Here is a 25,676-nt window from a genome sequence, read left to right on the forward strand (position 1 = left end):
GACTCAAGCCTTGTCTCAGGCCTGCACTTCACTGATCCCTGCTTTCCCTAAAGCCCATGCCAGTTCATGCAGCTGTTTCTGCTCACCGTCCAGGAGCAGTTGCAGTTGTTGCTCTAACGTCAGCGCACCAGAGCCGACACGAATGCCTTGTGACGAATCACTCAACCCACTGCCACTGTCGAAAGCGCTTTGCGCCGAGGTTTCCGTAGAGGACTCGCGATTGAAGAGCGTCGACAATGTACTGCTGCCGAATACGCTGCCCTCTGCGCCGCTAAAGCCAAGGAATCCACCCGTGGCACCGGTATTGACGCCCAAAGTATCCGGGCTAAAAACCTGCGCGATGAAACTTGGAGCCAATGCGCCATTGCTGATGAAGATGTTACCCAGCGGCGGCAGGCTACCTCCCGTGGTGCGCTGTTCGAACAGCGGCGCAAAACTCAGCGGCGAACCCAGATTGCCAGTCGGCGGCCCAAACAATGTCGGCTGCAATGGCAGGTTTGGCTGGCTGGTCAGCGGGCCCGGCTCGGTGACTCGGAACTGCGGATCGCCGCCTTGAGAAAGCGTAGCGATTGCGTAGTTGCTGGAGCTGGTAATACCGATACCGGCATTGCCCGCCAGGTCCGTCACCGTGCTGCTGTCGAGCGTGATGAAGTTGCTCGGGTCCAGAGTATTCGCCGTCGGGGTCAGAGTCGCTGTCCAGGTCTGACCACCATCGCTACTGGTCAGGTTTGACAGCGTGCCATTGGCGACGCTGAGGTCCGAAAGATCGAAGTTACTGACCCGCTCGCTGAAGGTGAACGTCACTTGAGTGGTCTGCCCGGTGGTCAGATTCGGGTTTGCAACCACAATGCTCGAAATGGTTGGCACCTGACCGTCAATCACGTAGTTGCCGGAGTTGATAACACCAGAACCCGCATTGCCCGCCAGATCCGTGACATTACTGCTGTCCAGAACGATGAAGTTACTCGCATCCGAGAGATTCGCCGTTGGCGTGAGGGTTGCAGTCCAGGTGATGCCACCGTCCCTGCTGACCAGATTGGACAGCGTACCGTTGGCGACACTGAGGTCCGAAAGGTCGAAGTTAGTCACTGCTTCACTGAAGGTGATGGTCACTGGCGAGGTTTGACCGATCCCCAGTGCGCTGTTCGCCACCACAATAGTCGCGGTCGGGCTCGCAGTATCAATCACATAATTGTTGGACAGGGTGACACCGCTGCCGATGTTACCGGAAGCATTGGCGACGCCCGTGTTATCCAGCGTGATCAGGTTGGTGGTGTCGGTCACATTGACCGTTGGTGTTAGAGTCGCCGTCCAGGTGACACCGCCATCACTGCTGCTAACCGCGCTCAACGTGCCGTTAGCGATCGCCAGGTCGGCGTTGCTGAAACCGATCACCGCTTCACTGAACGTGATAGTCACCAGCGAAGTTTCACCCACTGCCAGTGCACTGTCCGCCACCACGATAGTTGCAGTGGGCTGCAGGGTATCGATGGTGAAGTTGGGTGAGTTGGTAATACCGGACCCGATGTTGCCGGCCAGATCCGCCACACCTGTGTTACCCAGGCTGATCAGGTTGGTGGTGTCAGCAACATTGATATTTGGCGTGTAAGTCGCCGTCCAGGTAATGCCACCATCGCTGCTGGTAACAGCGCTCAAGGTGCCGTTAGGTACGGCAAGGTCCGCATTGGTAAATCCGCTCACCGCTTCGCTGAAGGTAATGGTCACCAACGAGGTTTCACCCACTGTGAGTGAACTGTCCGAGAGTAAAATGCTGGCCGTTGGACGGACAGTATCGATCGCGTAGTTGCTGGAGTTGGTCGTGCCAAACCCGGTGTTACCTGCGACATCCGTGACACCGGTGTTGTCCAGGGTGATCACGTTGGTGGTATCGGTGATGTTGTTGGTCGGCGTGAACGTGGCCGTCCAGACAATGTTGTTGCTGGTGGTAAGAGAACTCAGCGTGCCGTTGGCGACAGTCAGGTCAGCGTTGCTAAAACCGCTTACCGCTTCACTGAAGGTAATCGTCACCGTCGACGTTTCACCGATGCTCAGGGTGGTGTCCGATACCACGATGGTTGCGGTCGGGCGCGAAGTGTCGATTGCATAGTTGTTCGATGAAACCGTGCCAGTGCCTGCGTTGGCTGACAAGTCCTGCACGCCGGTCATGTTCAGGCTGATCAGGTTGGTGGCACTGGTCAGATTATTGAGGGGTGTCAGGGTTGCCGTCCAGGTAACGCCACCGTCACTGCTGCTTACTGCGGTCAGGGTACCGTTGGCAACTGACAGATCCGCATTGTTGAAACCCGCTACCGCTTCGCTGAATGTGATGGTCACCAGCGAAGTTTCGCCCGCCCTCAAAGCGTTGTCCGACACAACGATGGTTGCAGTTGGAGCAACGGTATCACTGACCACATAGTTGTTGGACGTACCGGTACCGTTGCCGATATTACCCGCAGAGTCCTGTACGGCCGAACCGGCCAGGGTAATGGCGTTCGACGTATCATTAACGTTGTTGGCCGCCGTCAGCGTGGCCGTCCAGGTGATGTTGTTGGTGGTCGTAAGGTTAGTCAACGTGCCGTTGGGAACGGTTATCTCGGAGATATCCAGACCGAACACCGGCTCACTGAAAGTGAATGTCACGGCAGACGAACCACCCGACCCCAGAGACGGGTTGGCAATCACGATGCTGGAGATTGTGGGTGCCGTAACGTCAGCACTGTAGGTGACATTCAACGATCCACCATCGTTGAATATGTTATTGACCTCTGTTGGCGAGGTACCGTTTGCACCACCGCTATTTCCGTTTGCCTGACCACCCGCCCCACTGCCACCCACGTTGCCCGTCATGGCCGAGTTGTTGGCTGCGGTGATATTGACCGTGCCTTTGTTCCAGATCGCACCGATCCCACGGCCGCCGTTCCCGCCGATCGTACCGCCGCCACCACCGCCACCGCCCGCACCGATGTTGCTGCTGAGGGTCGAGGTGCCGATGATCGCAAGGGTACCCGTAGAGGCGTTATAGATCCCGCCCACCGCAGAACCGCCTCTGCCACCATTTGCATCAAAGCCCGAACCGCCACCGCCACCGCCGATAGTCCGCCCACCGGAAGTCGCAGTGCCGCCCGTACCTCCGTTGGTGTATCCGACTGGAGTGCCATTCCCCCCGGCACCACCACCGCTCGAATTACCCCCACCCCCGGCCAGGTAGGCGGTGCTGAAGCTCGCACCATTACCGCCAGTGTTGGCTGATGGAGATGTAGGGGTATAGGTCCCGGCACTGCCACCGGCAGCACCATTCTGACCACCGATACCGCCACCGCCACCGCCGCCGCCACCGACGTTCGGGGACAGCACACCGCCACCGCCGCCACCGCCTGCAGCCGAGTTGGCCGTCACGGTGACATTGCGCAATGTCAGGTTACCGGCATTATTGATACCGCCACCCAAAGCGTCAGACGCCGCAATCGCGCTACCACTAGAGGCACCCGAAGTGCTGGCAACGCCTCGCGTTATGATCAGGCCATCAAAAGTGGCAGTCGTGCCCGAGGTCACCCGGATCACACTGGTTCTGTTCTGGCCGTCCAGTGTGACATCCGCTACACCGTCGTTATTCAGGTCACCATCAAGGGTAATGTTTTTGTTGACCACCAACTGGGCGTTAAGCGCGACTGTCATGCCGCTGGAGAAGGTCACGATATCGCCGTTCTGAGCATTGGTCAGTGCCTCACGCAGACTGCCCACCCCAGTGTTGGTGGTGGACGTCACGGTAAATGTCGCAAGACCCCACTGGTAGGAGTCCATCGCCTGCCGCGACAGCGCGCCAATGCTTTCGATGCTGCCGGTCGCGATTTCCAGGGTCCAGTCGCCGCCCACACCAGTACGGTTGGTCGACGCCGCGATGTCGCGCCCCGTGAGCTCTGCCAGCGAATCAACGAAGTTCAGACCCTGCTCGCCTTCAGCGGTATTACAGGCGTAAATCAGGATATCGCCGCCCGCGACCATGTCATTGCCGATTTCGGCCAGCAAGGCGCTGCGTTGAGTAATGTTGTCGGCCGACAGATAGCTGTTGCCCAGCCACAGGTCACCCGAATTGCCGTGGGCGATGATCTGCACCGAACTCACGCCCTGATGCGATTCCAGATAATCAGCAATCTGCTGCAAACCGTCTTTGGTGGCATCCAGCATGACAACCTGAGCACCCGGCGCGACGCCCGCGAGCAGGCTGTCGGCGTCCTTGACCCGCGAGTCGACAAACACCACGGTGTTGCCTGTTACGGCCGCTGGGGTGGGCGTGATATCAGCCGTGGCAGCCGATTGCGCATGGCTTTCGCTGCTGCTGTCTTTGGCACTGGCCTGATCGGTCGTCTTGGCAGCCTCGGCAGTCGGCTGGCTGTCCGACTGCGCAGCATCGGCGACAGTGGCAGCCACTGCGCCGTCGAACAGCATTCGCGGCTCAAGGAACATGATCATGGGGGAAGCGGGGGATTTAGCCTCTACGGAGGCCCGCTGCACAGTCGGCGACTTCTTCTTATTCCACCACATGGCGCTCACCAGAGATCGAACGTTGTAACACTGCTATGGAAAACCGCGATCAGTTGGTCGCGGCGTCGGATTTCATTCGGATTACGTTGGCAGCACTGGCCGAACCGTCATTCCAGAACGACAACTTTGAATATTGCTCAAACAGGTCAGGCGGCAGGATCGTATGCCTGTTTTCAAAGGCAACCCTGGGTTTCACCTTGTGCAGACCGGAGACGCCAAGCGCGTCGTCGAACTGCGGTGCGTCATAGGAGAGGTTGTTGAAATCGTGCTCGAACCAGGGCTCGCCGATGAATTCGTACACCAGGCGCATGACTCGATCCGGCGCCTGGGACAGGAGGTCGTAGTCGATCAGCAGCAGCGAGTCGGCATGCTCGCCGTAATAGGCTTCTTTCAACGATGCCCAGGCAAAACCCACAAGGCGATTGCGTTGCGCCAGAGTTTCGACCCGGCTGTAAACGGTATTGCGCTCGGCATCGTCGACAAACAGCTTGGTGTTTTCGAAAGGATTTTTGCGGTAAACGCGCTCGATGCTGTCCATGACCCATGCCACATTGCGCACGCAGGCAATGACCCTGGATTTCGGGAACAGATCTTTCAGTGCCGACAGATTGGAAGTCCAGCCACGGCTCGTATCAAATACGATTGAGCTGTCGGTCTTGTCGGCGTAATAAGACTCGAAAATCCCGCGCAGCAGGCGTCGACGTGCGCTGGTATCGATCATTGAAGAGAATTCGCTGCCTGCGCTGCATTGACCGAGGACGCTGGAAAACAACGAAGCAACCGGACTGCTCATACCGGCATGAAAGCGCGGGTTCTGCAGAAGAATGGCTGATAGCAGGGTAGATCCCGAACGTGGAAGCCCCGATATAAAGTGAAAGTCCTGCATCCGTTTCTCTTCCTGAATCCCTTCCATAGGGCTACCAATGTCAGCCTAACGTAACAATAAGTACGCGCATAGTAGTACTTCGACATCAGTTCCCTGGACTTAAGCAGACTTACTCAAAAAATATGCTCTCCTCATATAAGTAGTTGTAATAAAAGAATTTAATTATTAACCAGATGAAAACCATCAGACGAGCGGTCGTTTATTGTCCGAGCAGGTGTCAGTTTTTTCCCGAAACTCGAGAGGACTGATCGCATAAACGTCCATCTGCTCATCTGACTGTGTCAATCGAGAAACGGAAATCCAAAAAGCGCAGCAATTCGCCAAACAGTGTCTACGCTCTCACTTTGCCACTGCCACGGGCATGTGCCTGAGTGGATAACGTGTCACCCCATAACATACAAAGGATGAAAGTTTATGGAAGTTTTTATGGGTTCGATCATGACGTTCGGCTTCCCCTTTGCACCCTATGGCTGGGCGCAGTGCAACGGCCAGACAATGAACATCAGCCAGTACAACGCGTTGTATGCGTTGCTGGGCGTCATTTATGGAGGAGACGCGACACAGAACTTCATGCTGCCCAACCTGCAAGGCAGGGTGCCAGTCAATCAGGGGACCGGTGTCAACCTGACCAATCGAGTGATCGGTACAGCTTCAGGCGTCGAGAAGGTCACCGTTGCGATCGCCAACATGCCAGCCCACGTACACCAGATGAGCACGCTGAGCGCAACGACCACCATCAATCTGGGTGCGCAGCCGAGCGCCACCGGCTCCATCGTGCCAACGGCCACCAACTGCTATGTCGGAGGCACAACGGCCGGCCCGAGTTCCGCCAACATGTTTGCACCGGACCTGGGAACTGCAGCGCCTATCGTGCAGAAAGGCGTATCAACAGCCATCACCGGCACCATGCAACCCGTCGGCGGCAGCCAGCCTATGGACAGCATGAACCCTTTCCTGGTTGTGAACTTCAGCATTGCCTTGCAGGGCCTTTTCCCTAGTCGCAACTGACTTCCCGAGCCCAGGGAAGGGCTCTCCCACTCTTGCTGGAGTCGTTCCATGCTGCAAAACGTTACTGTCGAACATTTTCGTGCACTGCTGGGCAGCCCATGCTCGCTGCAACTGGACGACGGCAGTCAGTTGCCGATCAACATCTCGTCCATCGACGAAAAACCTCTGGCACGCCTCTCTGACAATAAGCGCCTGCCTTTCAGCGTCAGCCTCAATTCATTGGAGCCCAGCACCTTCGTCGATGGCCTGTGCGCCATTGAACTGCCGGAACTGGGCAAGCTTGAAGAAGTATTCGTCTCCCGCGTTCCCCCAATGGGGCGTGATGCGAACCTGGCCTATTACTGCATCAGCTTCAACTGATCAACTGGCTTTGGACTGACCCGGATACCAGACCAGCCGCTGCGCCGCGATATCCTGCTCTTCGACCTGAAACCCAAGCGCCAGATAATGCTGGCGCGCATGGGGGTTATTGTCCCAGACCACCGCTGCCACAGGGCAACAGACCTTTTCGGCAGCCTGTTGCACGCCCTGTAATACCGTCCGGCCGTAGCCCTTGCCCCGCGCTGCCGGAATGAATGCCAGATACAGCACACGAATTTCATTGGGGCCGAAATCCACCACCAATGCGCCGATCAAGCTGCCAAGCTTCTCGATCACATAATGCATCGCATTGGGAAACCCATTGCCCACGCCGGCTTCCTGCACACGAAACTGCTGAGCGATGACCTCCTCCACCAGATCGCGCTCGCCGTCGATCAGTTGCAAATCAGGCCGGGCCGAATGATAAAGCGACTGTATGAAAGGGCTGTCCGAATCACGTGAGGGCCGGACTTCCAGCCCGTCTGCATTGTTCAACATCAGTCTTGTCCTCTTCCCTGGAGCACTTTTTTCAGAAACCACTTTCACGAACGCCCAGCGCTGCCAGCCTTCGCCATGTCGAGCCCAGTAGCGACTCACTGCGCCCTTGCAGCACCGCTACACCTCGCAACGGTTGGGTCGGAGCCTCGATATCCTCTGTCACCTTCAAACGCACGCCGTATTGCGCCTGAACCGGCTCGGCGCGATGGTTTTCGTCGCGGCGAACAGCAATCGGCCCGTGATGATCAGACGCGAGGGCTTCCTGATCCAGGTAGGAAACCCCGTTAGCGTCTACATCCAGCAACTCGACCGGCAGCGAGGAGCGCATAGGGTCGTCAGCGATAAATCGTCCCTTGTCTCCCGGCGCGATACGCCACAAGACATCTTCAGCCAGATAACCACGAAGGCGCGTACCGCCCTCGACGATTCGGGCCAGAGGGATCTGGGTCGAAACCCAACGGCCCGGGTTCAATTGCGGCATGAGATCACGCACCTGACCGGCCTGGGGAGCGCGGACCAGTAAGCGTTCGCGCTGAGCTGCAAGGCCGCGATACTCGGCCAATGCACTGGCCAGACGCTGTTCGATGACGCCAACATCCGCAACCGTCTCGCTGCGCCCGGCCTGACGACGTATCTGCAATTGCAGAATCTCGATTTCTCGACGCACGATGGTCTGCCGCGAATCGACATCAGGCGACTCAAGCTCCACCAATACGGCGCCCTGCTCCACCGTCTGCCCGTCACGCACATTCACCTGTTTGACGCGAGCGGCAACAGGCGCATGCAGGGCCGTCACCCTCCCGGCCTCCAGCATGACTGGCACGTCGACACTGCTGCGCCAAGGCACCACCAGCAGCAATACCAGCGCCAACAAGCCCGCACCACTAAGCAAAACCCTGGGCGTCTGAGCCTGTTCGCGGTTGGCCCACCAGTGGCGTGTCTCCTTGAAGATCGGCAGAAAGATGAACCAGCCCAGTTCCACCAGCATCAGGAAGATCCCCAGCAACTTGAAAAACAGGTGATAAACAGCAAGCGCAATCCCGAAAAACAGTGCCGCCCGCCATAGCCAGGACAAATACCCCCACCACAACAGGCGACGCTGCATGACCGGCGTCCAGGGCTCGGGCGCAGGCAGGCCGTAACCGAACAAGGCCTCACGCAACCGCCAGCGACACAAGGCAAATGCCCGGCTTTGAAGGTTATCCACCTCCCACAGATCACTGATCAGAAAGTAACCATCGAAACGCATGAATGGATTGAGGTTAACCACCACCGTGGTCAACCAGGTCGCACTGGCAAGCATGAATGCTGCCGTACGTGCAGGCCCGTCGGGCAGCAGCGACCAGGCCAGCAAAGCGATACAGGCCAACAGCATTTCGGCGAGGACACCTCCTGCGCCGATCAGCAAACGGGCGCGCCGGTCATTCACTCGCCAGGCATCGCTGACATCGGTGTAGAACAATGGCAACAGCACCATGAAGGCCACGCCCATGCTCTGCACACGACAACCAGCACGCTTGGCCATGAAGGCATGACCGAACTCATGACAAAGCTTGGCGAAAAACAACGCCGTACCAAACGCCAACGCCCCGCCAAGGCTGAACAGGTGCGGAAAGGTGCCGATGAAGCGCTGCCAGTCGCGCGCGACCAGAAACACTCCGAGTCCCAGCGTAGCTGGCAAACCGTAACGCAGGATGGCGGGACCAAAGCGCTTTAGCCAGGGCCATGCTCGATTGAGAAAAGCATCCGGGCGCCACAACGGAATGCGGAAAAACAGGTATTGATGCAACAGCATCTGCCACACGCCGTGACGCGAAGCTGCAGCCTTGTAGGCATAGCTGGCGCGCTGGTCGGGGTCGGTCGAAGCGATCAGGTCATGGCTGCGAAGAAAGATCAGCAGCTCCTGCACTTCGTTATCGCCCAGCGGGAGACCTGGCTCACGGTTCGCGGCCTGTAGTACCTGAGAGGGTTCGCCCAGCGACCAATGCCGCAACAGACGAATAGCCTGAGCGCCCAGCTTGAAATAGCGACCTCGCACCGGATCAGCCAGAGTCCAGCGCGGCGACCCGTCAAGCGCAGGTGCGGCCGAAGAAAGGTGCAGATCCGCCCGCAGGCTGGGCAGTACCATTTACAGGCCTACGCTTTGACGCAAACCTGCCAAAGGTCTGCGCAAGATATACAACGCCAACGGCGCTCGCTCGCCAAAGACCTTCGCGGTGCCACGCAACCCGATACGCGGCGGAGAATCAATAAAGCTGGCATCCAGGCGATAAGCCAATTGCCCACCCGGAGTTGGTTGCGCTTCATAAGCTGCGCGCTCCAGGCGGGCAGAATGGCGATGCAAGGGATCACTGTCGAGGAACAGCGCGATTTCAGCGTCCGGCTCCAGAGCGATGGCGTCGCCAACCGCCAGTTCGATGCGCAGTTCGGCCTGGGCAGGATCAGCGATTTCCAGCAAGCGCTCGCCAGTCTGGACCGGTTTCCCCGTCCAGCGCTGGGCATCGGCAAAGACTGCGATACCGTTGCGCTCGGCACGAACTTCGCTGCGCTTGAGCAACTCACGTGCGTAATCGCGCTCTGCACGCTTTTGCTCGACGCGAGCGGCCAGCAGGTCGACCTTAGAGCTTGATTCAGCATCGGCAAAAGCGCGTTGCGAGTTGGCTTTGAGTTCCGCCTCCGCGACACCCAGCGTACGCTCGGCGACATCGGCCTGAGCCTTGAGGGTGGTGTTTTCAAAACGCACCAACAAGTCACCGGTCTTGACTGGCTGGTTGGGCTTGATCAGAAATTCGGCAATCACACCATCTAGTGGCGCAGCCACCACGCGGCCAGCCAACGGCACGACTTCGGCAGGGGCCAGAACCGACTGGCGAACCGGGATCAGCAAGCTCAACAAAGCAACAGCCACTAACCCGACCTGACGCTTGCGACTCCAACGCAGGCGCCAGGGCTTACGCGGCTGCAATGCCAGCCATGCATGGCTGTAGGTATCACCGAGATGCGAAAGTAAAACCTGCTCGGGCGCAGCCCAGGGTTTGTCACGGGCCAACCACAAACCACCGAACACTTCACCTTTATGATCCAGCAACGGCAGCCAGAACACATGAGTCGCCGACAGGCTTTGCCAGTCTTGGCGCACCGAAGCGCTGAGTGTATCCATCGCAACGACACTGGCTGGCCTGGCTTTCTCCAGCTTGAACAACTGAGCCACCGCATGCTCGACGAACGCGACAAACGGCGCATTGGGATCAATCACGCTGACACCCGTCACTGCCCGCACCTTACCGGCAATCACCAGCGCAGCATGACGAAAACCAAACAGCGGCTGCCCGTCATTCACCAGGCTGTACGCTAGTTGATCGGTCGTGCGGGCGGCGCGGGTAAGACGTTCAAGGTCGAGGAACTGGGCAAAGACCCGCTCTACCACTCCGGGTACAGACGCGTTCACTTGAGCTCCGGAAAACGCGCCGTTCCGCTCATGCCAGCCAAGAGGTCATCAGACTTTGGCAGACCGGCCACCAGTAACAATGTCTGGCTGCCTTCATCGATCCGCGCACCGAAACGCTTGATAGTGGCGGTCAGTGATTTGCCGGTTTCGTCAGGCACAAAACTGAACGTCTGCCCGGCCTTGAGCTTGCCCATCCAGCGGGAGGGCACCAGAAGGTGAATTTCCAGAGTACGGTTATCGACGATCTCAAGCAGCGGCGTGCCAGCGGAAACGCTTTCATAACGCTGAACCTTGCGCTCCACGACCTGACCGTCATAAGGCGCGATCACGCTGCAGCGTTTGACTTGAACCTGAAAGACACTTGATTGCGCCTGAGTCTCAGCCACCCGGGCCTCAGCACGAGCAACTTCGAAACGACCTACAGAATTGAGCGACGCCAACTGCCGGTTATGCGCCAGCTCTTCACTGGCCCCGCGACTGGCAGCCTGAGAGGCGTTGAGCTGCGCCTGATAGGCTGAACAGTCAAAACGCGCCAGCGTATCGCCCTTCTTGAAGGTTTCACCTTCGCGCAGCGGCAGATCGACAATACGCCCGGCCAACTCACTGGCAAGCACCGCCTGATCCTGGGCCCGCAACACACCTCGCGCTTCACTGGAAGAAGCAACCTGCGCACCTGCAGAAGCAGCGTTATCCAACAACGGATCGGCTTCAGCCGGAGTCTGCGCCTGAGCGGAACACGTCGCCCCGAGTAAAAAGAAAAACAATCCCTGCAAACACCGCATACCGGAGACTCCTTGTCGGATGGAGCCAGTCTACGACAGCCATGAGAAGCGTCAAGCCAATAGCCATTATCTTTGCCGAGAGAGCGATGACCTCACGAAAAGACTTCAAACCTCTGTATCTACCACCCACTGCCAGGTAAATAGGACCTGGAATAGACGTTATGCTTTATCAGGCTTAGGCTATGCGTAACCTAAGAAGCAGCGAAACGGTTCTGCAAGAACGCCTCTACAATCTGCGCCGCTTGATCGATAGAGCACGTCGCGCTATCGATCACGATGTCGGGTGATACGGGGCGCTCATACGGTGAATCGATTCCCGTGAAATTCTTGATCAAGCCTTGCCGCGCCTTGGCGTACAACCCCTTGGGGTCGCGTTGTTCCAGCACATGCAGGGGCGCATCAACAAATATCTCAATGAAATCGTCAGGGGCGAACAGAGCCCTGGCCATGCGGCGTTCCTGCTCAAATGGCGAGATCAGGCAGACCAATGTGATTACGCCTGCGTCCACCATCAATTTGCCCACCTCAGCCGTACGCCGGATATTTTCCCTGCGGTCGGCATCGGAAAAACCCAGGTCGACGGACAAACCTCGACGAAGCTGGTCGCCGTCCAGCAGGCAGGTATGCAGGCGATGCTCATGCAGGTTGGCCTGAACCCGATTGGCAATGGACGACTTGCCTGCGCCAGACATTCCGGTGAACCACAACAGCAGCGAGCGATGACCTTTCAGGTTCGAGTGGTTCTGGCGCTCAATCTCGAAGCTGTGCAATACCGGCACCGATTGCTCATCAGGATTGGTCGGAAGTACCGGCGAAGAAGACATAGGGTATCTCCGAAGGGTGACATGGTATGACGACGCATCCGGCCTGAAACGGGAAGATGGCAGTACAGCCTGAACCTCCGCTGGCGGCGCAAGCTCTTCCCGCCATCAGGGCAATAAAGAACCGCACAATCTGGGCAAACAATAGAATCATTTGAATTCCGTGATTATTCGACCTTGGTGTTTGGGTCAGGCTCAAGCTTCTGAAATCGCCGCCCGACGCTTCTGGCGCTGCGACTCCAACCAGATCACCAGCACCAGCAAACTAGCGCCGGCGATCAGCAAGCTGAGCAGCCAACCCAGGGTTTCGGCCAGTTGGGTAAAGAACAGGGTGTACAACTGGATGATCAAAAACGTTGAGCCATACCCCACCAACATGCCGAATCGCTGGCGCAGTCCCACCGTTAATACGCCGAGGCTTACCAGCGCCCAAAGCACGTTGAACATCAGCAGCTCACCATCCTCGGCAAAATGCCACGGCCCGTCGATCAAGTCGTAACTGCCAAACAGAGACAACAGCCACAAGGACATTTCGCCGACAAACAGGCCACAGGAAATCCATACCTTGGCAAACCCGTTGTAGCGGGCAAGCAATCCGGCCTCACAGCGCAGATGCAAAGCCCCCGCAGCCACCAGCACCGCCGCAGCACCGAGAAACCGCAGCGGATAGTTCATGCCAAACCAGTAGGCGCCCCAGCCGGACTCATATCCGCTGCGACCACCGAACCAGACGAAGAACAACACACTGCACAACGTCAGCAGTAACACGTTGCCCAAGGCGTAGCTGAGCACCAGCAGGACCAGGAGGTCGATCAGGAGCAGCGCCGGCCAGTTACCGGAGCCGTCCGAATAGATCATCCCCACCACAAAACTCACGCCGATCAGGGCGAAGCCGCCCAGCAGTTCGGCGGTGCTGCCAAGCATCCTCAAGCCTTTACCGGGCAACCAGCGCCCGACGACGAACAGGCCCAAGGTCAGCACTGACAAGCTGATCGCCGATTTGGGCAGGGTGAACGTCAGGTGCTCACGCAGAAATAACACCAGACCGGCCGCCAGGCTGATGGCACCGAACGTCAGAAACCAACGTCCGAGTGAGCGCCAGTCCCATCGGGTCAAGGGATACAGTTCACCGATGCGGCTGTGAGCAACAGGATCGATCTGCCCCTCGCGTAGCCATTGATCAAGGGCATCGCGGACCTGTCGATTGCGGCGATCCGGGCTCATGACCGATCCTCTCTGGCACGTAGCGCCGCGCGCTCAAACAACCAGCCCAACAAAACACCCACAACACCGGCCGCGGCGAAAAAAGCCGCGACACTCAGGCGGTCCCAGGCGTGTTCGTAAAAGCGCGTGTAGAGGTTGATACCCAGAAACACCACACCAAACCCGGTGAAGCTGGGGTGTTTGAAACGAGCACCGATCACCAACTGGCTGATGGCCCCTACGGTGAATAGCAGTATCGAGAGCCCTGATTGGGACGAGTGGTAATTGTCCAGGCTGAGAAACCACAGCGAGCAGTTGAAGTAGAGCAGTCCGAAAATCACATACAAACGCCCGAAGCCGCTGAAGTGGCGCAACACCTTCTCTTCAGCCTGCTGGTGCCAAAGCCCCAGAAGCGCTGCCAATCCGGCAATCACTGCCATGGCTCGCGGGTCCTGAATGTCGAACACATATGACCCGCTACCGGCATAACTCTCCCAGGAGCCAAAGCCGTGAAAGGCGCACAGCAGCCCAAGAAACAATGGCCAGCGCAGGTGGTAACGATAGGCAGTGGCCACACTTAGCAAGGCGGTGACCAGCAGTGCCAGAGGGATCCGATCATACCCGCCCACGTCGGAGTCAACTCCACTGAGTAACAGGCTACCGCCGATCAGCATCAGGCCGATGGTCAAAATGGCAACACCAGCCACCGGCATACGCCCGGCTGGATCACGCGCCAGGCGTACCCCGACCCACCACAATGCCACACCGGCGATAGAAAACAGCACAACGCCGAGGGCGACCGACTCGCTGAGATAACTCACGCCCCCCAGAATCGCCATACCAATCAACAACACCGCACCGATGCCCAGCCATTGCAGCACTGTGGATAACAACTGGTCGGGACGCTGATAAGGCGCGCTCAGCCGCTCTTGGGTTTGCTGGTCGATCAAACCTCGATGCTGCCAGTCGGCAATGTTCTGAACCATTAACTGCTGAGTAGTTTTTCTCATGGGGTTCAGGTACCGCTCCATTGTTTGGATGATATGAGGTGTTAGGGCATAGGTTGCTTTTTACCCTGATCATCAAGGACCTGGCCAGGGACTACTATTGGATTTAGAGAATTAAAACTGTCGCAGCCAGCATTGAAGCCGGTTTGCAGCCAGTTGAGGCTGAACGTTAGCGTAAGCCTGGACCCTTGATCGGTAAAATACGCGCCGAGCATATGCAGCGAAATACTGCTGCCCAAGGTGTTCCAGGCTGCGCTCGCTTGGTCGATCACCTCCACACCGAGAAGGCTATGTTCCGACGATAGCTACCAGTCCTGCTTATAGAGCTTTATCAGGTAAATTTGAGAATTTTGCCTCTAAAAGGCCAGTGCCCTCCGACAAATCAATGACGGAGGGCTGTTCTTACAAGTTTAGTCACCAAACTTATCCTTGTGGATCGGCAGAGTCGGGTGAGAATTCCTTCCCGCTCTCTGCCAGCACGCTGGCTCTTGGGTTTCAGCCCGCTACCTTCTCTCGAACGATAACCATCGAGTTGTAGATATAGCCCTTATCCTTGGTCTCAAGGTCATATTGCTGGCCGCTGGTGATGTCATAAGTCACGATGACTTCATATTGGTCGTTACTTGCGCTGGCCTGCCCCGTGGTGTTTACGCCTTCATTGCTATCGTAGTATTTAACGATGTTGTCCTGCTTTTGGGCGATGGCGTTGAGCGAGTTGGTACCGGTGTAGGGGATATCGAACATGCAGGCGAAGTCGGCGATGGAGGCTTTGCTTTCGGCCTCGCGCAGTGACAGGTTCATCGCTAGGCCAATGCCGGATAGATAGGTTTTGCTTTCGGACTTGATAGGGGAGGCGTTGTACCACTTGCCTAAAGGCCCGCGATTTTCGTAGCCCTTGATGACTAGCTCCTGGAGCGTATCGGTATCGCCGTGCCCCATGTGCGGAGTAGACACCAGCAGGTCCTTGCTTGTCAGATTGTAGATCGTCAGGTTATGCCGGGTGTTGTGCAAGACCAGGGACACGATCACCGTCGTGGCAATAATGAGTACCGCGCCCCATATTCCTGCAACGACAGCGCCTTCCTCCAGAGGTGCAAACGCACTGCGCCAACCCCGGGCAAGACCTTGGACACAGCGCCCCATCAGACCATTGAACTGGCCGTTGAAGATGCCCGAGAAAAATACCCTGAGGAAGCGCGCAGCCGCTTGAAGCGTTCCCCGGAGCACGGCTTTGAAAAGCACCCAAGTCTTGGAGACCGCATCTTTCAATATAGCTCTGAGGCCGCGCCCGCCGGCATAGCTCAGCACTTCCTTCAGCGCAGTGGTGACGATGATCGAACTGCCCAGCGTAATCGTGAAATTGACCACGGTACGGGTGATGCCGCCGAAGCCGAAATTGAATGGAATGTGCGAGTCGACAAAATAGCGCTTACCATCAATTTCGATGGACATTTCTTCGGTGACGATCTTGTACTTCTTCTCCCTCAATGCGACTTCCGCTGGAGTGGCTTCGATCAACTGCACCGAATCCAGCAAACTATTCTGCGAGATGTGTACGTGGTGATGTTCGCCATCGATGGTTTGCATGCCAACCAGCCAGACATCCCCATCGTCTTGTGGCACTTGCTGAAACTTGTCGATATCCATGTCGGAAAAACGCTGCATGAACACCGCTTCGCGAGCTTGCTGGCGTGCTATGGCAGCCGTTGCCTGCCCGCCTAACGGACCTTTGCTGAACAGTGGATGGAGGCTTTGTTCGGTGAAGGTGCTGTTGACCTCGTTGATGCTCACGCTTTTTGCGGGATCGAACTCCAGATTTTCGGTCGAGAACAAACTGGTCATGCTGAACTCCATTTTCGGCAAGTGATGTCTTAACAAAGCCCAACCTGATGTCGGGCCTGGATAAAGCCACGAGCGCTCAATACCATTCCGCGCTGTAGAAAATACTGACGCCCGAGAAATAGCAATTTGGCATCATCCGAACGGAGGTGCAACTGGTAGGGGACGTAGGGCCCTCGAGTGGGTCAACTACCCGTGGTGATGCAATATCTCTGTATCCTGCCAATACAGTATCCACTCGAATTGATCTGATCACGATGTGTGAGCCGTCCGCGCAAATCGCTAGATTCGCAACAGCACATAGCGGCTTGTGAGACTTACAGGCATAGGACGGTGGGTGTGAGTGGCTGGGCGCGGAGGTCTCGGTCGGCTTGCAACCTATCGCCAGAACGGGGCGGTTGACTCCTCGACTCCGGCGACAGATTTAATTCTTTTGCGATAACGTTAATTCTCTAAACTCATAACTCCAAACCCCGCTGTGGATAACTTATTCCACCGTCACCGACTTCGCCAGATTACGCGGCTGATCCACATCCGTACCCTTCAACACCGCCACGTAGTACGAAAGCAGCTGCAATGGAATGGTGTAGAGGATCGGTGCCAGCGCATCGATGATGTGCGGCATGGCGATGACGTGTGTGCCTTCGCCGTTGCTCATACCGGCTTGCTCGTCGGCGAAGACGATCAGTTCACCGCCGCGGGCGCGGACTTCCTGCAGGTTGGACTTCAGCTTTTCCAGCAGCTCGTTGTTGGGTGCGACGGTCACCACCGGCATGTCGCTGTCGACCAGCGCCAAAGGACCATGCTTGAGCTCACCAGCCGGGTAGGCTTCGGCGTGGATGTAGGAGATCTCTTTGAGCTTGAGTGCACCTTCCATGGCCACCGGGAATTGAGCGCCTCGCCCCAGGAACAGGGTGTGGTTCTTTTCGGCGAACAGCTCGGCGACTTTCTCGACGGTGCTATCCATGGCCAACGCTTCACCCAGACGAGTCGGCAGACGACGCAGCTCTTCAACCAGCTCGGCTTCAACACCCTCTTCCAATGTGCCTTGAACCTGGCCCAGAGACAGGGTCAGTAACAGCAGCGCGACCAGTTGAGTGGTGAAGGCTTTGGTGGACGCCACACCGATTTCGGGACCGGCCTGGGTCAGCAGAGTCAGGTCGGACTCGCGAACCAGCGAGCTGATGCTGACGTTGCAGATGGCGAGGCTGGCGAGAAAGCCCAGCTCTTTGGCGTTGCGTAATGCGGCCAGGGTGTCAGCGGTTTCGCCGGACTGGGAAATCGAGACAAACAACGTGTCCGGCTGTACCACGACTTTGCGATAACGGAACTCACTGGCAACTTCCACCTGGCATGGAATCCCTGCCAGCCCTTCCAGCCAGTAACGCGCGACCATGCCGGCGTGGTAGCTGGTACCGCAGGCAACGATCTGCACATTACGCACTTTGGCGAACAACTCGGCTGCTTGAGGACCAAACGCTTGCACCAGAACCTGCTGCTGGCCAAGACGGCCTTCAAGCGTGCGCTGCACTACTTTTGGTTGCTCGTGGATTTCCTTGAGCATGAAGTGGCGGAACTCGCCTTTGTCGGCCGCTTCTGCGCCTTCACGGTATTGCACGACTTCACGTTCAACCGGCAAGCCATCCAACGACCAGATCTGCACGCTTTCTCGACGAATCTCGGCGATATCGCCCTCTTCCAGGTACATGAAGCGGTCGGTGACCTGACGCAGCGCCATTTGGTCGGACGCGAGGAAGTTCTCTCCAAGGCCCAGCCCCACTACCAGCGGACTGCCGCTGCGGGCGGCGACCAGTCGGTCTGGCTGTTTTGCACTGATCACTGCCAGACCGTATGCGCCGTGCAGCTCTTTGACGGCAGCTTTAAGCGCAACTGTCAGGTCAGGCGTGTCCTTGAGCTTATGGTGCAGCAAGTGGACGATGACTTCAGTGTCCGTATCGGACACAAATACATAGCCCAAGCCTTTGAGGCGCTCGCGCAGGGGTTCATGGTTCTCGATGATGCCGTTGTGGACAACTGCCAGTTCATCGCCAGAAAAATGCGGGTGGGCATTACGCTCACAGGGTGCGCCGTGGGTCGCCCAACGAGTGTGGGCGATACCCAGACGGCCCAGCAGTGGCTCGCCTGCCAACGCCTGCTCCAGTTCGCTGACCTTGCCGGAACGACGGCGACGATCGAGCACACCGGCATTGCTGAACACCGCAACGCCAGCGCTATCGTAGCCACGGTATTCCAGGCGCTTGAGACCTTCGATCAGGATGGCGGTGATGTTGCGTTCAGCGACTGCGCCGACGATTCCACACATAAGTTTTCTCCTAGCTGGCAGCGGCGCAAATCAAGGTTATGCCGCGGGCTTGTATCTGTTCGCGTGCCTCGGGTGGCAGGCGATCATCAGTAATAAGGGTGTGGATACTGCTCCAGGGCAGCTCCAGATTAGGAATCTTGCGACCCACTTTGTCCGCCTCGACCATCACCACTACTTCGCGGGCGACTTCAGCCATGACGCGGCTCAGGCCCAGTAATTCGTTGAAGGTGGTGGTGCCGCGAGCCAGATCGATGCCGTCGGCACCTATAAACAACTGGTCAAAATCATATGAGCGCAGCACCTGCTCCGCGACCTGGCCCTGGAAAGACTCCGAATGCGGGTCCCAGGTACCACCGGTCATCAACAGAACAGGCTCATGCTCAAGTTCGCTCAGTGCGCTGGCAACGTGCAGGGAGTTGGTCATCACCACCAGGCCAGGTTGCTGGCCCAGTTCGGGAATCAGCGCGGCAGTAGTGCTGCCGCTGTCGACGATGATGCGCGCGTGCTCGCGGATTCGCTTAACCGCCGCACGGGCGATGGCTTGCTTGTACCTGGAAACAGGTTGTGAGCTTTCGCTGATCAGCTCTTGAGGCAACGTGACCGCACCGCCATAGCGACGTAACAGCAGACCATTGCTTTCGAGTGCAGCCAAATCCTTGCGAACCGTAACTTCGGAAGTTTCGAAGCGCTTCGCCAATTCGTCCACACTCACCTCGCCCTGCTCGCTGAGCAATGCAAGGATGTTGTGACGTCTTTGAGGTGTATTGCGTTTCGACATGATCTGCTTAAGTTTCGATTCGTAAGATAACGAAGGCAATCAAAACCTATTCGAAGTAAGGCGTCAAGCCTGATGTGATGACTCAGCGGGCCGATCATGGATTTGGAATGCAGATTCTGTAAGCGGTCGCCCTTTTTCGCTGACACCGTGCTGTCACGCAACGAACGCGGAATCTGTTGGAGCGAGGCTTGCCCGCGAAAGAACGATAACGCGGCGTGCCTGATCCACCGAGTCGATTGATTCGCGGGCAAGCGTCGCTCCAACAGAAACCCTCAATCCATCAAGGACCGCGCGGTTTCCAAATACACTGTGGCCCCACCGACACAGAACGAAAAGCTGCCCTGTGGATAACTTCAGTCTTTCTTGATTTTAACCGGGCGCTTCCAGCCTTCGATATTGCGTTGGCGCGCTCGGGCGATGCCTAGCTGTTCGGCCGGTACAGTTTGAGTGATGGTCGAGCCTGCAGCGGTGGTAGCACCTGACAAGATATCCACAGGGGCAACCAACGAGTTATTGGAGCCGATGAAGACGTCCTCACCCAATACGGTCTTGTGCTTGTTCGCGCCGTCATAGTTGCAGGTGATCGTGCCGGCACCGATGTTAGTGCGCGCACCAATTTCAGCATCGCCCAGATAGGTCAGATGCCCGGCTTTGGCACCTTCGCCAAGACGCGCATTCTTCAACTCGACGAAGTTACCCACATGCGCATTCGCACCCAGCACGCTGCCCGGACGCAAGCGAGCGAATGGACCTGCGTCACTCCCCTCACCCATGATCGCGCCGTCGAGATGACTGTTTGCCTTAACCACCACACCTTTGCGCAAGGTGCTGTCTTTGATCACGCAGTTCGGGCCGATGACCACGTCGTCTTCAATGATGACCCGGCCTTCAAGGATTACGTTGATGTCGATGAGCACATCGCGCCCTACTGTCACGTCACCACGCACATCAAAGCGGGCTGGATCGCGCAACGTTACGCCCAGCGCCATCAAGCGGCGAGCTTCGCGCAACTGATAGTGACGCTCCAGCTCGGCGAGTTGTTTGCGGTCGTTGGCGCCTTGAACTTCCATGGCGTCGTGGGGCTGCTCAGTGGCGACCACCAGACCATCGTTGACGGCCGTGGCAATCACGTCAGTCAGGTAATACTCGCCTTGTGCGTTGTTGTTCGATAGCCGTCCCAGCCAGTCCGCCAGACGCTTGCCCGGGACGGCGAGAATGCCGGTGTTGCCTTCGGTAATAGCCTTCTGGACTTCTGTCGCGTCCTTGTGCTCGACGATGGCACGCACGAGGTTCTGCTGGTCACGCACGATACGGCCGTAACCGGTTGGATCATCGAGATTGACGGTCAACAGACCCAGTTGCTCGGCATTGACCTGTTTCAGCAAACGCTTAAGGGTTTCAACTTCAATGAGCGGTACATCGCCATAGAGGATCAGCACGGTCTCGGCCGTCAGTTCCGGCAATGCCTGGGCCACAGCGTGTCCGGTCCCAAGTTGCTTGTCCTGCATGACGAAATTCAAATCGTCGGCGGCCAAACGCTCACGGACGATATCCGCACCATGACCAATCACCACATGGATCCGCTGCGGCGATAATTGCCGAGCGCTGTGGATAACATGGCCGAGCATAGAGTCACCGGCAACAGGGTGCAGAACTTTCGGGAGTGCCGAGCGCATGCGAGTGCCTTGGCCTGCCGCGAGAATAACGATATCAAGAGACATGGGATTTCCAACTGAGGCGCGCCGCGTCACTTATCCACAAGCGTCGGCTGATCCTGAAAAAAGAAAAAGGGTAGCCGAGGCTACCCTTTTTCTCAATCGCGCAGAAGACGACGGGGTTAGCCGCCGAACTTCTTGCGAATTTGCTGAACGGTACGCAGCTGGGCTGCGGCCTCGGCCAGACGAGCAGTTGCAGATCCGTAATCGAAATCCGCGCCTTTTTCGTTCAGGGCTTTCTCGGCTGCCTTTACGGCTGCCTGAGCAGAGGCTTCGTCCAGGTCATCAGCACGTTGCACAGTGTCGGCAAGCACCTTGACCATGTTCGGTTGAACCTCGAGGAAACCACCGGAGATGTAAAACACCTCGGCTGCTCCGCCCTGCTTGATCAAGCGGATCGGACCTGGTTTCAGATCAGTGATCAGCGGCGCGTGGCCTGGAGCGATACCAATATCACCCAGGTTGCCGTGCGCAATCACCATCTCGACCAGACCGGAGAAAATTTCTCCTTCCGCGCTGACGATATCGCAATGGACTGTTATAGCCATTTGCTTGCCTCGACCTGATTAGCGCCCGTTTCCGGGCGCTGGGATTACAGTTTCTTGGCTTTCTCGATCGCTTCTTCGATGCCGCCGACCATGTAGAACGCTTGTTCTGGCAGGTGGTCGTAGTCACCGTTGAGGATGCCTTTGAAGCCAGCAATGGTGTCTTTCAGGGAAACGTATTTACCCGATGCACCAGTGAAGACTTCAGCCACGAAGAACGGTTGCGACAGGAAGCGCTGGATCTTACGAGCGCGGTTAACCAACTGTTTGTCGGTCTCCGACAGCTCGTCCATACCCAGGATCGCAATGATGTCCTTCAGTTCTTTGTAGCGCTGCAACACGTACTGTACGCCGCGAGCGGTGTCGTAGTGTTCCTGGCCGATAACGTTCGGGTCCAGCTGGCGCGAAGTCGAATCCAGTGGATCTACCGCTGGGTAGATACCCAGGGAAGCGATGTCACGGGACAGTACGACGGTTGCGTCCAAGTGGGCAAACGTGGTCGCTGGCGACGGGTCAGTCAAGTCATCCGCTGGTACGTATACGGCCTGGATGGAAGTGATCGAACCGTTTTTGGTGGAAGTGATGCGCTCTTGCAGAGTGCCCATCTCTTCAGCCAGGGTCGGCTGGTAACCTACTGCGGAAGGCATACGGCCCAGCAGTGCGGATACTTCAGTACCGGCCAGTGTGTAACGGTAGATGTTGTCGACGAACAGCAGAACGTCGTTACCTTCGTCACGGAATTTCTCGGCCATGGTCAGGCCGGTCAGTGCTACGCGCAGACGGTTACCCGGCGGCTCGTTCATCTGACCGTAAACCAGTGCCACTTTGTCCAGAACGTTGGAATCCTTCATCTCGTGGTAGAAGTCGTTACCCTCACGAGTACGCTCACCCACACCGGCGAACACGGAATAACCGCTGTGCTCGATGGCGATGTTACGGATCAGTTCCATCATGTTTACGGTTTTGCCTACACCGGCACCACCGAACAGACCGACTTTACCACCCTTGGCGAACGGGCAAACCAGGTCGATAACCTTGATGCCTGTTTCCAGCAGATCGTTGCCACCAGCCTGTTCAGCGAAGGACGGCGCAGGACGGTGAATGCCCCAGCGTTCTTCGGTGTCGATCGGGCCAGCTTCGTCGATCGGGTTGCCCAGCACGTCCATGATCCGGCCCAGAGTCGCTTTACCGACTGGTACGGAGATGGCTTTGCCAGAGTCTGAAACTTCCAGACCACGCTTCAAGCCCTCGGTGGAGCCCATCGCAATGGTACGAACCACGCCGTCGCCCAGCTGCTGCTGAACTTCCAGGGTGGTCCCTGCCGCGCTTTTGACTTCCAGCGCGTTGTAGATGCTCGGTACGCTATCGCGTGGGAATTCCACGTCGATCACGGCGCCGATGATTTGAACGATACGTCCGCTACTCATTAGCTGGTTCCTCTAATATTTGAACCGTTAAACCGCGGCAGCGCCGCCGACGATTTCCGAGATCTCTTGGGTGATCGCTGCCTGACGCGCCTTGTTGTAGATCAGCTGCAAATCACTGATCAAATCACCGGCGTTGTCTGTGGCGTTCTTCATCGCGATCATCCGCGCTGCTTGTTCAGCTGCGTTGTTCTCGACCACCGCCTGGTACACCTGCGACTCAACGTAGCGAACCATCAAGCCGTCAAGCAGCTCTTTGGCATCGGGTTCGTAGAGATAGTCCCAGTGGTGCTTGAGTTTCTGATCCGGGGTCGCCACCAGCGGAATCAATTGCTCCACCGTTGGCTGCTGGGTCATGGTGTTGATGAACTTGTTGGATACCACGGACAGGCGATCAATACGGCCATCCAGGTAGGCATCCAGCATCACCTTGACGCTGCCGATCAAATCATTGATCGACGGCTCTTCGCCCAAGTGGCTGATCGCAGCGACGACGTTACCGCCGAAGTTGCGGAAGAATGCCGCACCTTTGCTGCCAACCACGCACAGATCGATCTCTACGCCGTTTTCACGGTTTACCGCCATGTCCTTGACCAGAGCCTTGAACAGGTTGGTATTCAAGCCACCGCACAGACCACGGTCACTGCTCACCACGACATAACCGACACGCTTTACAGCGCGCTCGACCATGAACGGATGGCGGTATTCCGGGTTAGCGTTGGCCAGATGACCAATCACCTGGCGGATGCGCTCCGCGTAAGGACGGCTAGCAGCCATGCGCATTTGAGCCTTGCGCATTTTGCTGACCGCCACTTTTTCCATGGCGCTGGTGATCTTTTGCGTGCTTTTGATGCTCGCAATCTTGCTGCGAATCTCTTTTGCGCCTGCCATGTAACACCTATCAGGTTAGCAAGCGGGAGCCTTTCGGCCCCCGCTGCGGCTTACCAGGTTTGGGTGGCCTTGAACTTCTCGATACCGGCTTTCATGCCAGCGTCGATTTCGTCATTGAAGTCACCCTTCACGTTGATCTTCGCCATCAAATCGGCGTGATCGCGGTTGAAGTAAGCAATCAGCGCTTGTTCAAAGCTGCCAATCTTGGCGATTTCGATGTCGGTCAGGAACCCACGCTCAGCGGCATACAGCGACAGCGCCATGTCAGCGATCGACATTGGTGCGTATTGCTTCTGCTTCATCAGCTCGGTAACGCGCTGACCATGCTCAAGTTGCTTACGGGTCGCTTCGTCCAGGTCAGAAGCAAACTGGGCGAATGCGGCCAGTTCACGGTACTGAGCCAGAGCGGTACGGATACCACCGGAGAGCTTCTTGATGATCTTGGTCTGAGCGGCACCACCCACACGGGATACCGAAACACCGGCGTTCACTGCTGGACGGATGCCAGAGTTGAACATGGCCGATTCCAGGAAGATCTGACCGTCGGTGATGGAAATCACGTTGGTCGGAACGAACGCGGAAACGTCGCCAGCCTGAGTTTCGATGATCGGCAATGCGGTCAGGGAACCGGTTTTGCCGGTCACTGCGCCGTTGGTGAACTTCTCTACGTACTCTTCGGAAACACGCGATGCGCGCTCCAGCAGACGGGAGTGGAGATAGAACACGTCGCCTGGGTAAGCTTCACGACCTGGTGGACGGCGCAGCAGCAGGGAAATCTGGCGGTACGCCACTGCTTGCTTGGACAGATCGTCATAAACGATCAGCGCGTCTTCACCGCGGTCGCGGAAGAATTCACCCATGGTGCAACCCGAGTACGGTGCAAGGAATTGCAACGCAGCGGATTCAGAAGCACTTGCAGCCACGACGATGGTGTTAGCCAGTGCGCCGTTTTCTTCGAGCTTGCGAACAACGTTGGCGATGGTCGATTGTTTCTGACCGATTGCTACGTATACGCAGAAGATGCCGCTGTCTTTCTGGTTGATGATCGCGTCGATGGCCAGAGCGGTTTTACCGATCTGACGGTCACCGATGATCAGCTCACGCTGGCCACGGCCGACTGGAATCATGGCATCGACAGCCTTGTAGCCAGTCTGTACAGGCTGGTCTACCGACTTACGCCAGATCACGCCTGGAGCAACTTTCTCGACCGCATCGGTCTCGGTGTTGTTCAGCGGACCTTTGCCGTCAACTGGGTTACCCAGTGCGTCGACTACGCGACCCAGCAGTTCCTTACCAACCGGAACTTCGAGGATGCGGCCAGTGCACTTGGCGCTCATGCCTTCAGCCAGAGTCGTGTAGGCGCCCAGTACCACAGCACCTACAGAGTCTTGCTCAAGGTTCAGCGCCATACCGTAGACGCCGCCCGGAAACTCGATCATCTCGCCGTACATTACGTCGGCCAGACCGTGAATCCGCACGATGCCGTCAGATACGCTGACGACAGTGCCTTCGTTACGGGCTTGGGAGGTTACATCGAGCTTGTCGATGCGACCCTTGATGATTTCACTTATTTCGGAAGGATTGAGTTGCTGCATTGCTCTGCTGC

19 protein-coding genes are annotated in these 25,676 nt (G+C 57.2%); 2 read left to right on the forward strand and 17 right to left on the reverse strand.

Translation table 11 applies throughout. The features are described from left to right. Window positions 1-15 precede the first annotated feature (15 nt). Together CKW31_RS03825 and CKW31_RS03830 are read right to left on the reverse strand one after the other, a co-directional pair. Window positions 16-4,446 (reverse strand): Ig-like domain-containing protein, encoded by a 4,431-nt coding sequence (locus tag CKW31_RS03825; RefSeq protein ID WP_095093108.1) that lies wholly within the window; start codon window positions 4,444-4,446, stop codon window positions 16-18. A 145-nt stretch (window positions 4,447-4,591) separates the two neighbouring features. Next, a complete protein-coding gene (locus CKW31_RS03830) occupies window positions 4,592-5,428 on the reverse strand; it encodes a sulfotransferase (protein ID WP_027901612.1) in 837 nt (278 codons plus the stop codon). A 414-nt stretch (window positions 5,429-5,842) separates the two neighbouring features. Between CKW31_RS03830 and CKW31_RS03835 the strand changes: the two genes are divergently transcribed. Together CKW31_RS03835 and CKW31_RS03840 are read left to right on the forward strand one after the other, a co-directional pair. After that, a complete protein-coding gene (locus CKW31_RS03835; RefSeq protein ID WP_095093109.1) occupies window positions 5,843-6,436 on the forward strand; it encodes a phage tail protein in 594 nt (197 codons plus the stop codon). Window positions 6,437-6,484: 48 nt separating this feature from the next. Beyond that, window positions 6,485-6,796, forward strand: a complete 312-nt coding sequence (locus CKW31_RS03840) for a hypothetical protein (protein WP_095093110.1) — start codon at window positions 6,485-6,487, stop codon at window positions 6,794-6,796. Here the strand turns inward: CKW31_RS03840 and CKW31_RS03845 are convergent, their stop codons facing one another. From CKW31_RS03845 to atpA, 15 genes are all read right to left on the reverse strand, one after another. Further along, window positions 6,797-7,294, reverse strand: coding sequence for a GNAT family N-acetyltransferase (locus CKW31_RS03845; protein ID WP_027901609.1), 498 nt, complete (start codon window positions 7,292-7,294; stop codon window positions 6,797-6,799). A gap of 31 nt (window positions 7,295-7,325) precedes the next feature. Then, window positions 7,326-9,422 (reverse strand): biotin/lipoyl-binding protein, encoded by a 2,097-nt coding sequence (locus CKW31_RS03850; RefSeq protein ID WP_095093111.1) that lies wholly within the window; start codon window positions 9,420-9,422, stop codon window positions 7,326-7,328. Continuing rightward, window positions 9,423-10,742, reverse strand: a complete 1,320-nt coding sequence (locus CKW31_RS03855; protein WP_095093112.1) for an efflux RND transporter periplasmic adaptor subunit — start codon at window positions 10,740-10,742, stop codon at window positions 9,423-9,425. Then, window positions 10,739-11,524 (reverse strand): efflux RND transporter periplasmic adaptor subunit, encoded by a 786-nt coding sequence (locus CKW31_RS03860; protein ID WP_095093113.1) that lies wholly within the window; start codon window positions 11,522-11,524, stop codon window positions 10,739-10,741. Before CKW31_RS03860 ends, CKW31_RS03855 begins: the two co-directional genes overlap by 4 nt. 191 nt (window positions 11,525-11,715) lie before the next feature. Beyond that, the gene (gene cysC, locus CKW31_RS03865) at window positions 11,716-12,348 is read right to left on the reverse strand and encodes an adenylyl-sulfate kinase (protein ID WP_095093114.1); all 633 of its coding nucleotides are present in this window, start codon (window positions 12,346-12,348) and stop codon (window positions 11,716-11,718) included. Window positions 12,349-12,540: 192 nt separating this feature from the next. Then, window positions 12,541-13,569, reverse strand: a complete 1,029-nt coding sequence (locus CKW31_RS03870) for a hypothetical protein (RefSeq protein ID WP_095093115.1) — start codon at window positions 13,567-13,569, stop codon at window positions 12,541-12,543. Beyond that, complete coding sequence (locus CKW31_RS03875) at window positions 13,566-14,558, reverse strand: DUF2157 domain-containing protein (RefSeq protein ID WP_095093116.1); 993 nt, start codon at window positions 14,556-14,558, stop codon at window positions 13,566-13,568. Before CKW31_RS03875 ends, CKW31_RS03870 begins: the two co-directional genes overlap by 4 nt. Before the next feature lie 492 nt (window positions 14,559-15,050). Further along, on the reverse strand, window positions 15,051-16,397 hold the full coding sequence (locus CKW31_RS03885; protein ID WP_095093118.1) for a hypothetical protein: 1,347 nt from the start codon (window positions 16,395-16,397) through the stop codon (window positions 15,051-15,053). A 484-nt stretch (window positions 16,398-16,881) separates the two neighbouring features. Continuing rightward, window positions 16,882-18,717: a glutamine--fructose-6-phosphate transaminase (isomerizing) gene (gene glmS / locus CKW31_RS03890; protein ID WP_095093119.1), complete on the reverse strand. Its 1,836-nt coding sequence runs from the start codon at window positions 18,715-18,717 to the stop codon at window positions 16,882-16,884. Between the two features lie 10 nt (window positions 18,718-18,727). Continuing rightward, a complete protein-coding gene (locus CKW31_RS03895; protein WP_176469782.1) occupies window positions 18,728-19,498 on the reverse strand; it encodes a DeoR/GlpR family DNA-binding transcription regulator in 771 nt (256 codons plus the stop codon). A 350-nt stretch (window positions 19,499-19,848) separates the two neighbouring features. Then, window positions 19,849-21,216 carry a bifunctional UDP-N-acetylglucosamine diphosphorylase/glucosamine-1-phosphate N-acetyltransferase GlmU gene (gene glmU / locus CKW31_RS03900; protein ID WP_095093121.1) on the reverse strand — a complete coding sequence of 456 codons (1,368 nt, stop codon included), beginning with the start codon at window positions 21,214-21,216 and terminating at the stop codon, window positions 19,849-19,851. 116 nt (window positions 21,217-21,332) lie between these two features. Continuing rightward, entirely contained in the window at window positions 21,333-21,758 is a 426-nt protein-coding gene (locus CKW31_RS03905) for a F0F1 ATP synthase subunit epsilon (protein ID WP_027901597.1), read from the reverse strand. A 44-nt stretch (window positions 21,759-21,802) separates the two neighbouring features. Then, window positions 21,803-23,182 carry a F0F1 ATP synthase subunit beta gene (atpD, locus tag CKW31_RS03910; RefSeq protein ID WP_027901596.1) on the reverse strand — a complete coding sequence of 460 codons (1,380 nt, stop codon included), beginning with the start codon at window positions 23,180-23,182 and terminating at the stop codon, window positions 21,803-21,805. 27 nt (window positions 23,183-23,209) lie between these two features. Then, the gene (atpG, locus tag CKW31_RS03915; protein ID WP_087269415.1) at window positions 23,210-24,070 is read right to left on the reverse strand and encodes a F0F1 ATP synthase subunit gamma; all 861 of its coding nucleotides are present in this window, start codon (window positions 24,068-24,070) and stop codon (window positions 23,210-23,212) included. Between the two features lie 50 nt (window positions 24,071-24,120). Beyond that, window positions 24,121-25,665 carry a F0F1 ATP synthase subunit alpha gene (atpA, locus tag CKW31_RS03920; RefSeq protein WP_032628510.1) on the reverse strand — a complete coding sequence of 515 codons (1,545 nt, stop codon included), beginning with the start codon at window positions 25,663-25,665 and terminating at the stop codon, window positions 24,121-24,123. Window positions 25,666-25,676 lie beyond the last annotated feature (11 nt).

This window comes from Pseudomonas sp. Irchel 3A5, from assembly GCF_900187575.1.
In the GTDB taxonomy this organism is placed as follows: Bacteria; Pseudomonadota; Gammaproteobacteria; order Pseudomonadales; family Pseudomonadaceae; genus Aquipseudomonas; species Aquipseudomonas folii.

What these genes read in the sequence shown, in the direction of transcription:
- CKW31_RS03825 (WP_095093108.1), bottom strand. Translation starts at nt 4,446, where the DNA reads ATGCTGTTCGACGGCGCAGTGGCTGCCACTGTCGCCGATGCTGCGCAG.
- CKW31_RS03830 (WP_027901612.1), bottom strand. Translation starts at nt 5,428, where the DNA reads ATGCAGGACTTTCACTTTATATCGGGGCTTCCACGTTCGGGATCTACC.
- CKW31_RS03835 (WP_095093109.1), top strand. Translation starts at nt 5,843, where the DNA reads ATGGAAGTTTTTATGGGTTCGATCATGACGTTCGGCTTCCCCTTTGCA.
- CKW31_RS03840 (WP_095093110.1), top strand. Translation starts at nt 6,485, where the DNA reads ATGCTGCAAAACGTTACTGTCGAACATTTTCGTGCACTGCTGGGCAGC.
- CKW31_RS03845 (WP_027901609.1), bottom strand. Translation starts at nt 7,294, where the DNA reads ATGTTGAACAATGCAGACGGGCTGGAAGTCCGGCCCTCACGTGATTCG.
- CKW31_RS03850 (WP_095093111.1), bottom strand. Translation starts at nt 9,422, where the DNA reads ATGGTACTGCCCAGCCTGCGGGCGGATCTGCACCTTTCTTCGGCCGCA.
- CKW31_RS03860 (WP_095093113.1), bottom strand. Translation starts at nt 11,524, where the DNA reads ATGCGGTGTTTGCAGGGATTGTTTTTCTTTTTACTCGGGGCGACGTGT.
- cysC (WP_095093114.1), bottom strand. Translation starts at nt 12,348, where the DNA reads ATGTCTTCTTCGCCGGTACTTCCGACCAATCCTGATGAGCAATCGGTG.
- CKW31_RS03870 (WP_095093115.1), bottom strand. Translation starts at nt 13,569, where the DNA reads ATGAGCCCGGATCGCCGCAATCGACAGGTCCGCGATGCCCTTGATCAA.
- CKW31_RS03875 (WP_095093116.1), bottom strand. Translation starts at nt 14,558, where the DNA reads ATGAGAAAAACTACTCAGCAGTTAATGGTTCAGAACATTGCCGACTGG.
- CKW31_RS03885 (WP_095093118.1), bottom strand. Translation starts at nt 16,397, where the DNA reads ATGACCAGTTTGTTCTCGACCGAAAATCTGGAGTTCGATCCCGCAAAA.
- glmS (WP_095093119.1), bottom strand. Translation starts at nt 18,717, where the DNA reads ATGTGTGGAATCGTCGGCGCAGTCGCTGAACGCAACATCACCGCCATC.
- glmU (WP_095093121.1), bottom strand. Translation starts at nt 21,216, where the DNA reads ATGTCTCTTGATATCGTTATTCTCGCGGCAGGCCAAGGCACTCGCATG.
- CKW31_RS03905 (WP_027901597.1), bottom strand. Translation starts at nt 21,758, where the DNA reads ATGGCTATAACAGTCCATTGCGATATCGTCAGCGCGGAAGGAGAAATT.
- atpD (WP_027901596.1), bottom strand. Translation starts at nt 23,182, where the DNA reads ATGAGTAGCGGACGTATCGTTCAAATCATCGGCGCCGTGATCGACGTG.
- atpG (WP_087269415.1), bottom strand. Translation starts at nt 24,070, where the DNA reads ATGGCAGGCGCAAAAGAGATTCGCAGCAAGATTGCGAGCATCAAAAGC.
- atpA (WP_032628510.1), bottom strand. Translation starts at nt 25,665, where the DNA reads ATGCAGCAACTCAATCCTTCCGAAATAAGTGAAATCATCAAGGGTCGC.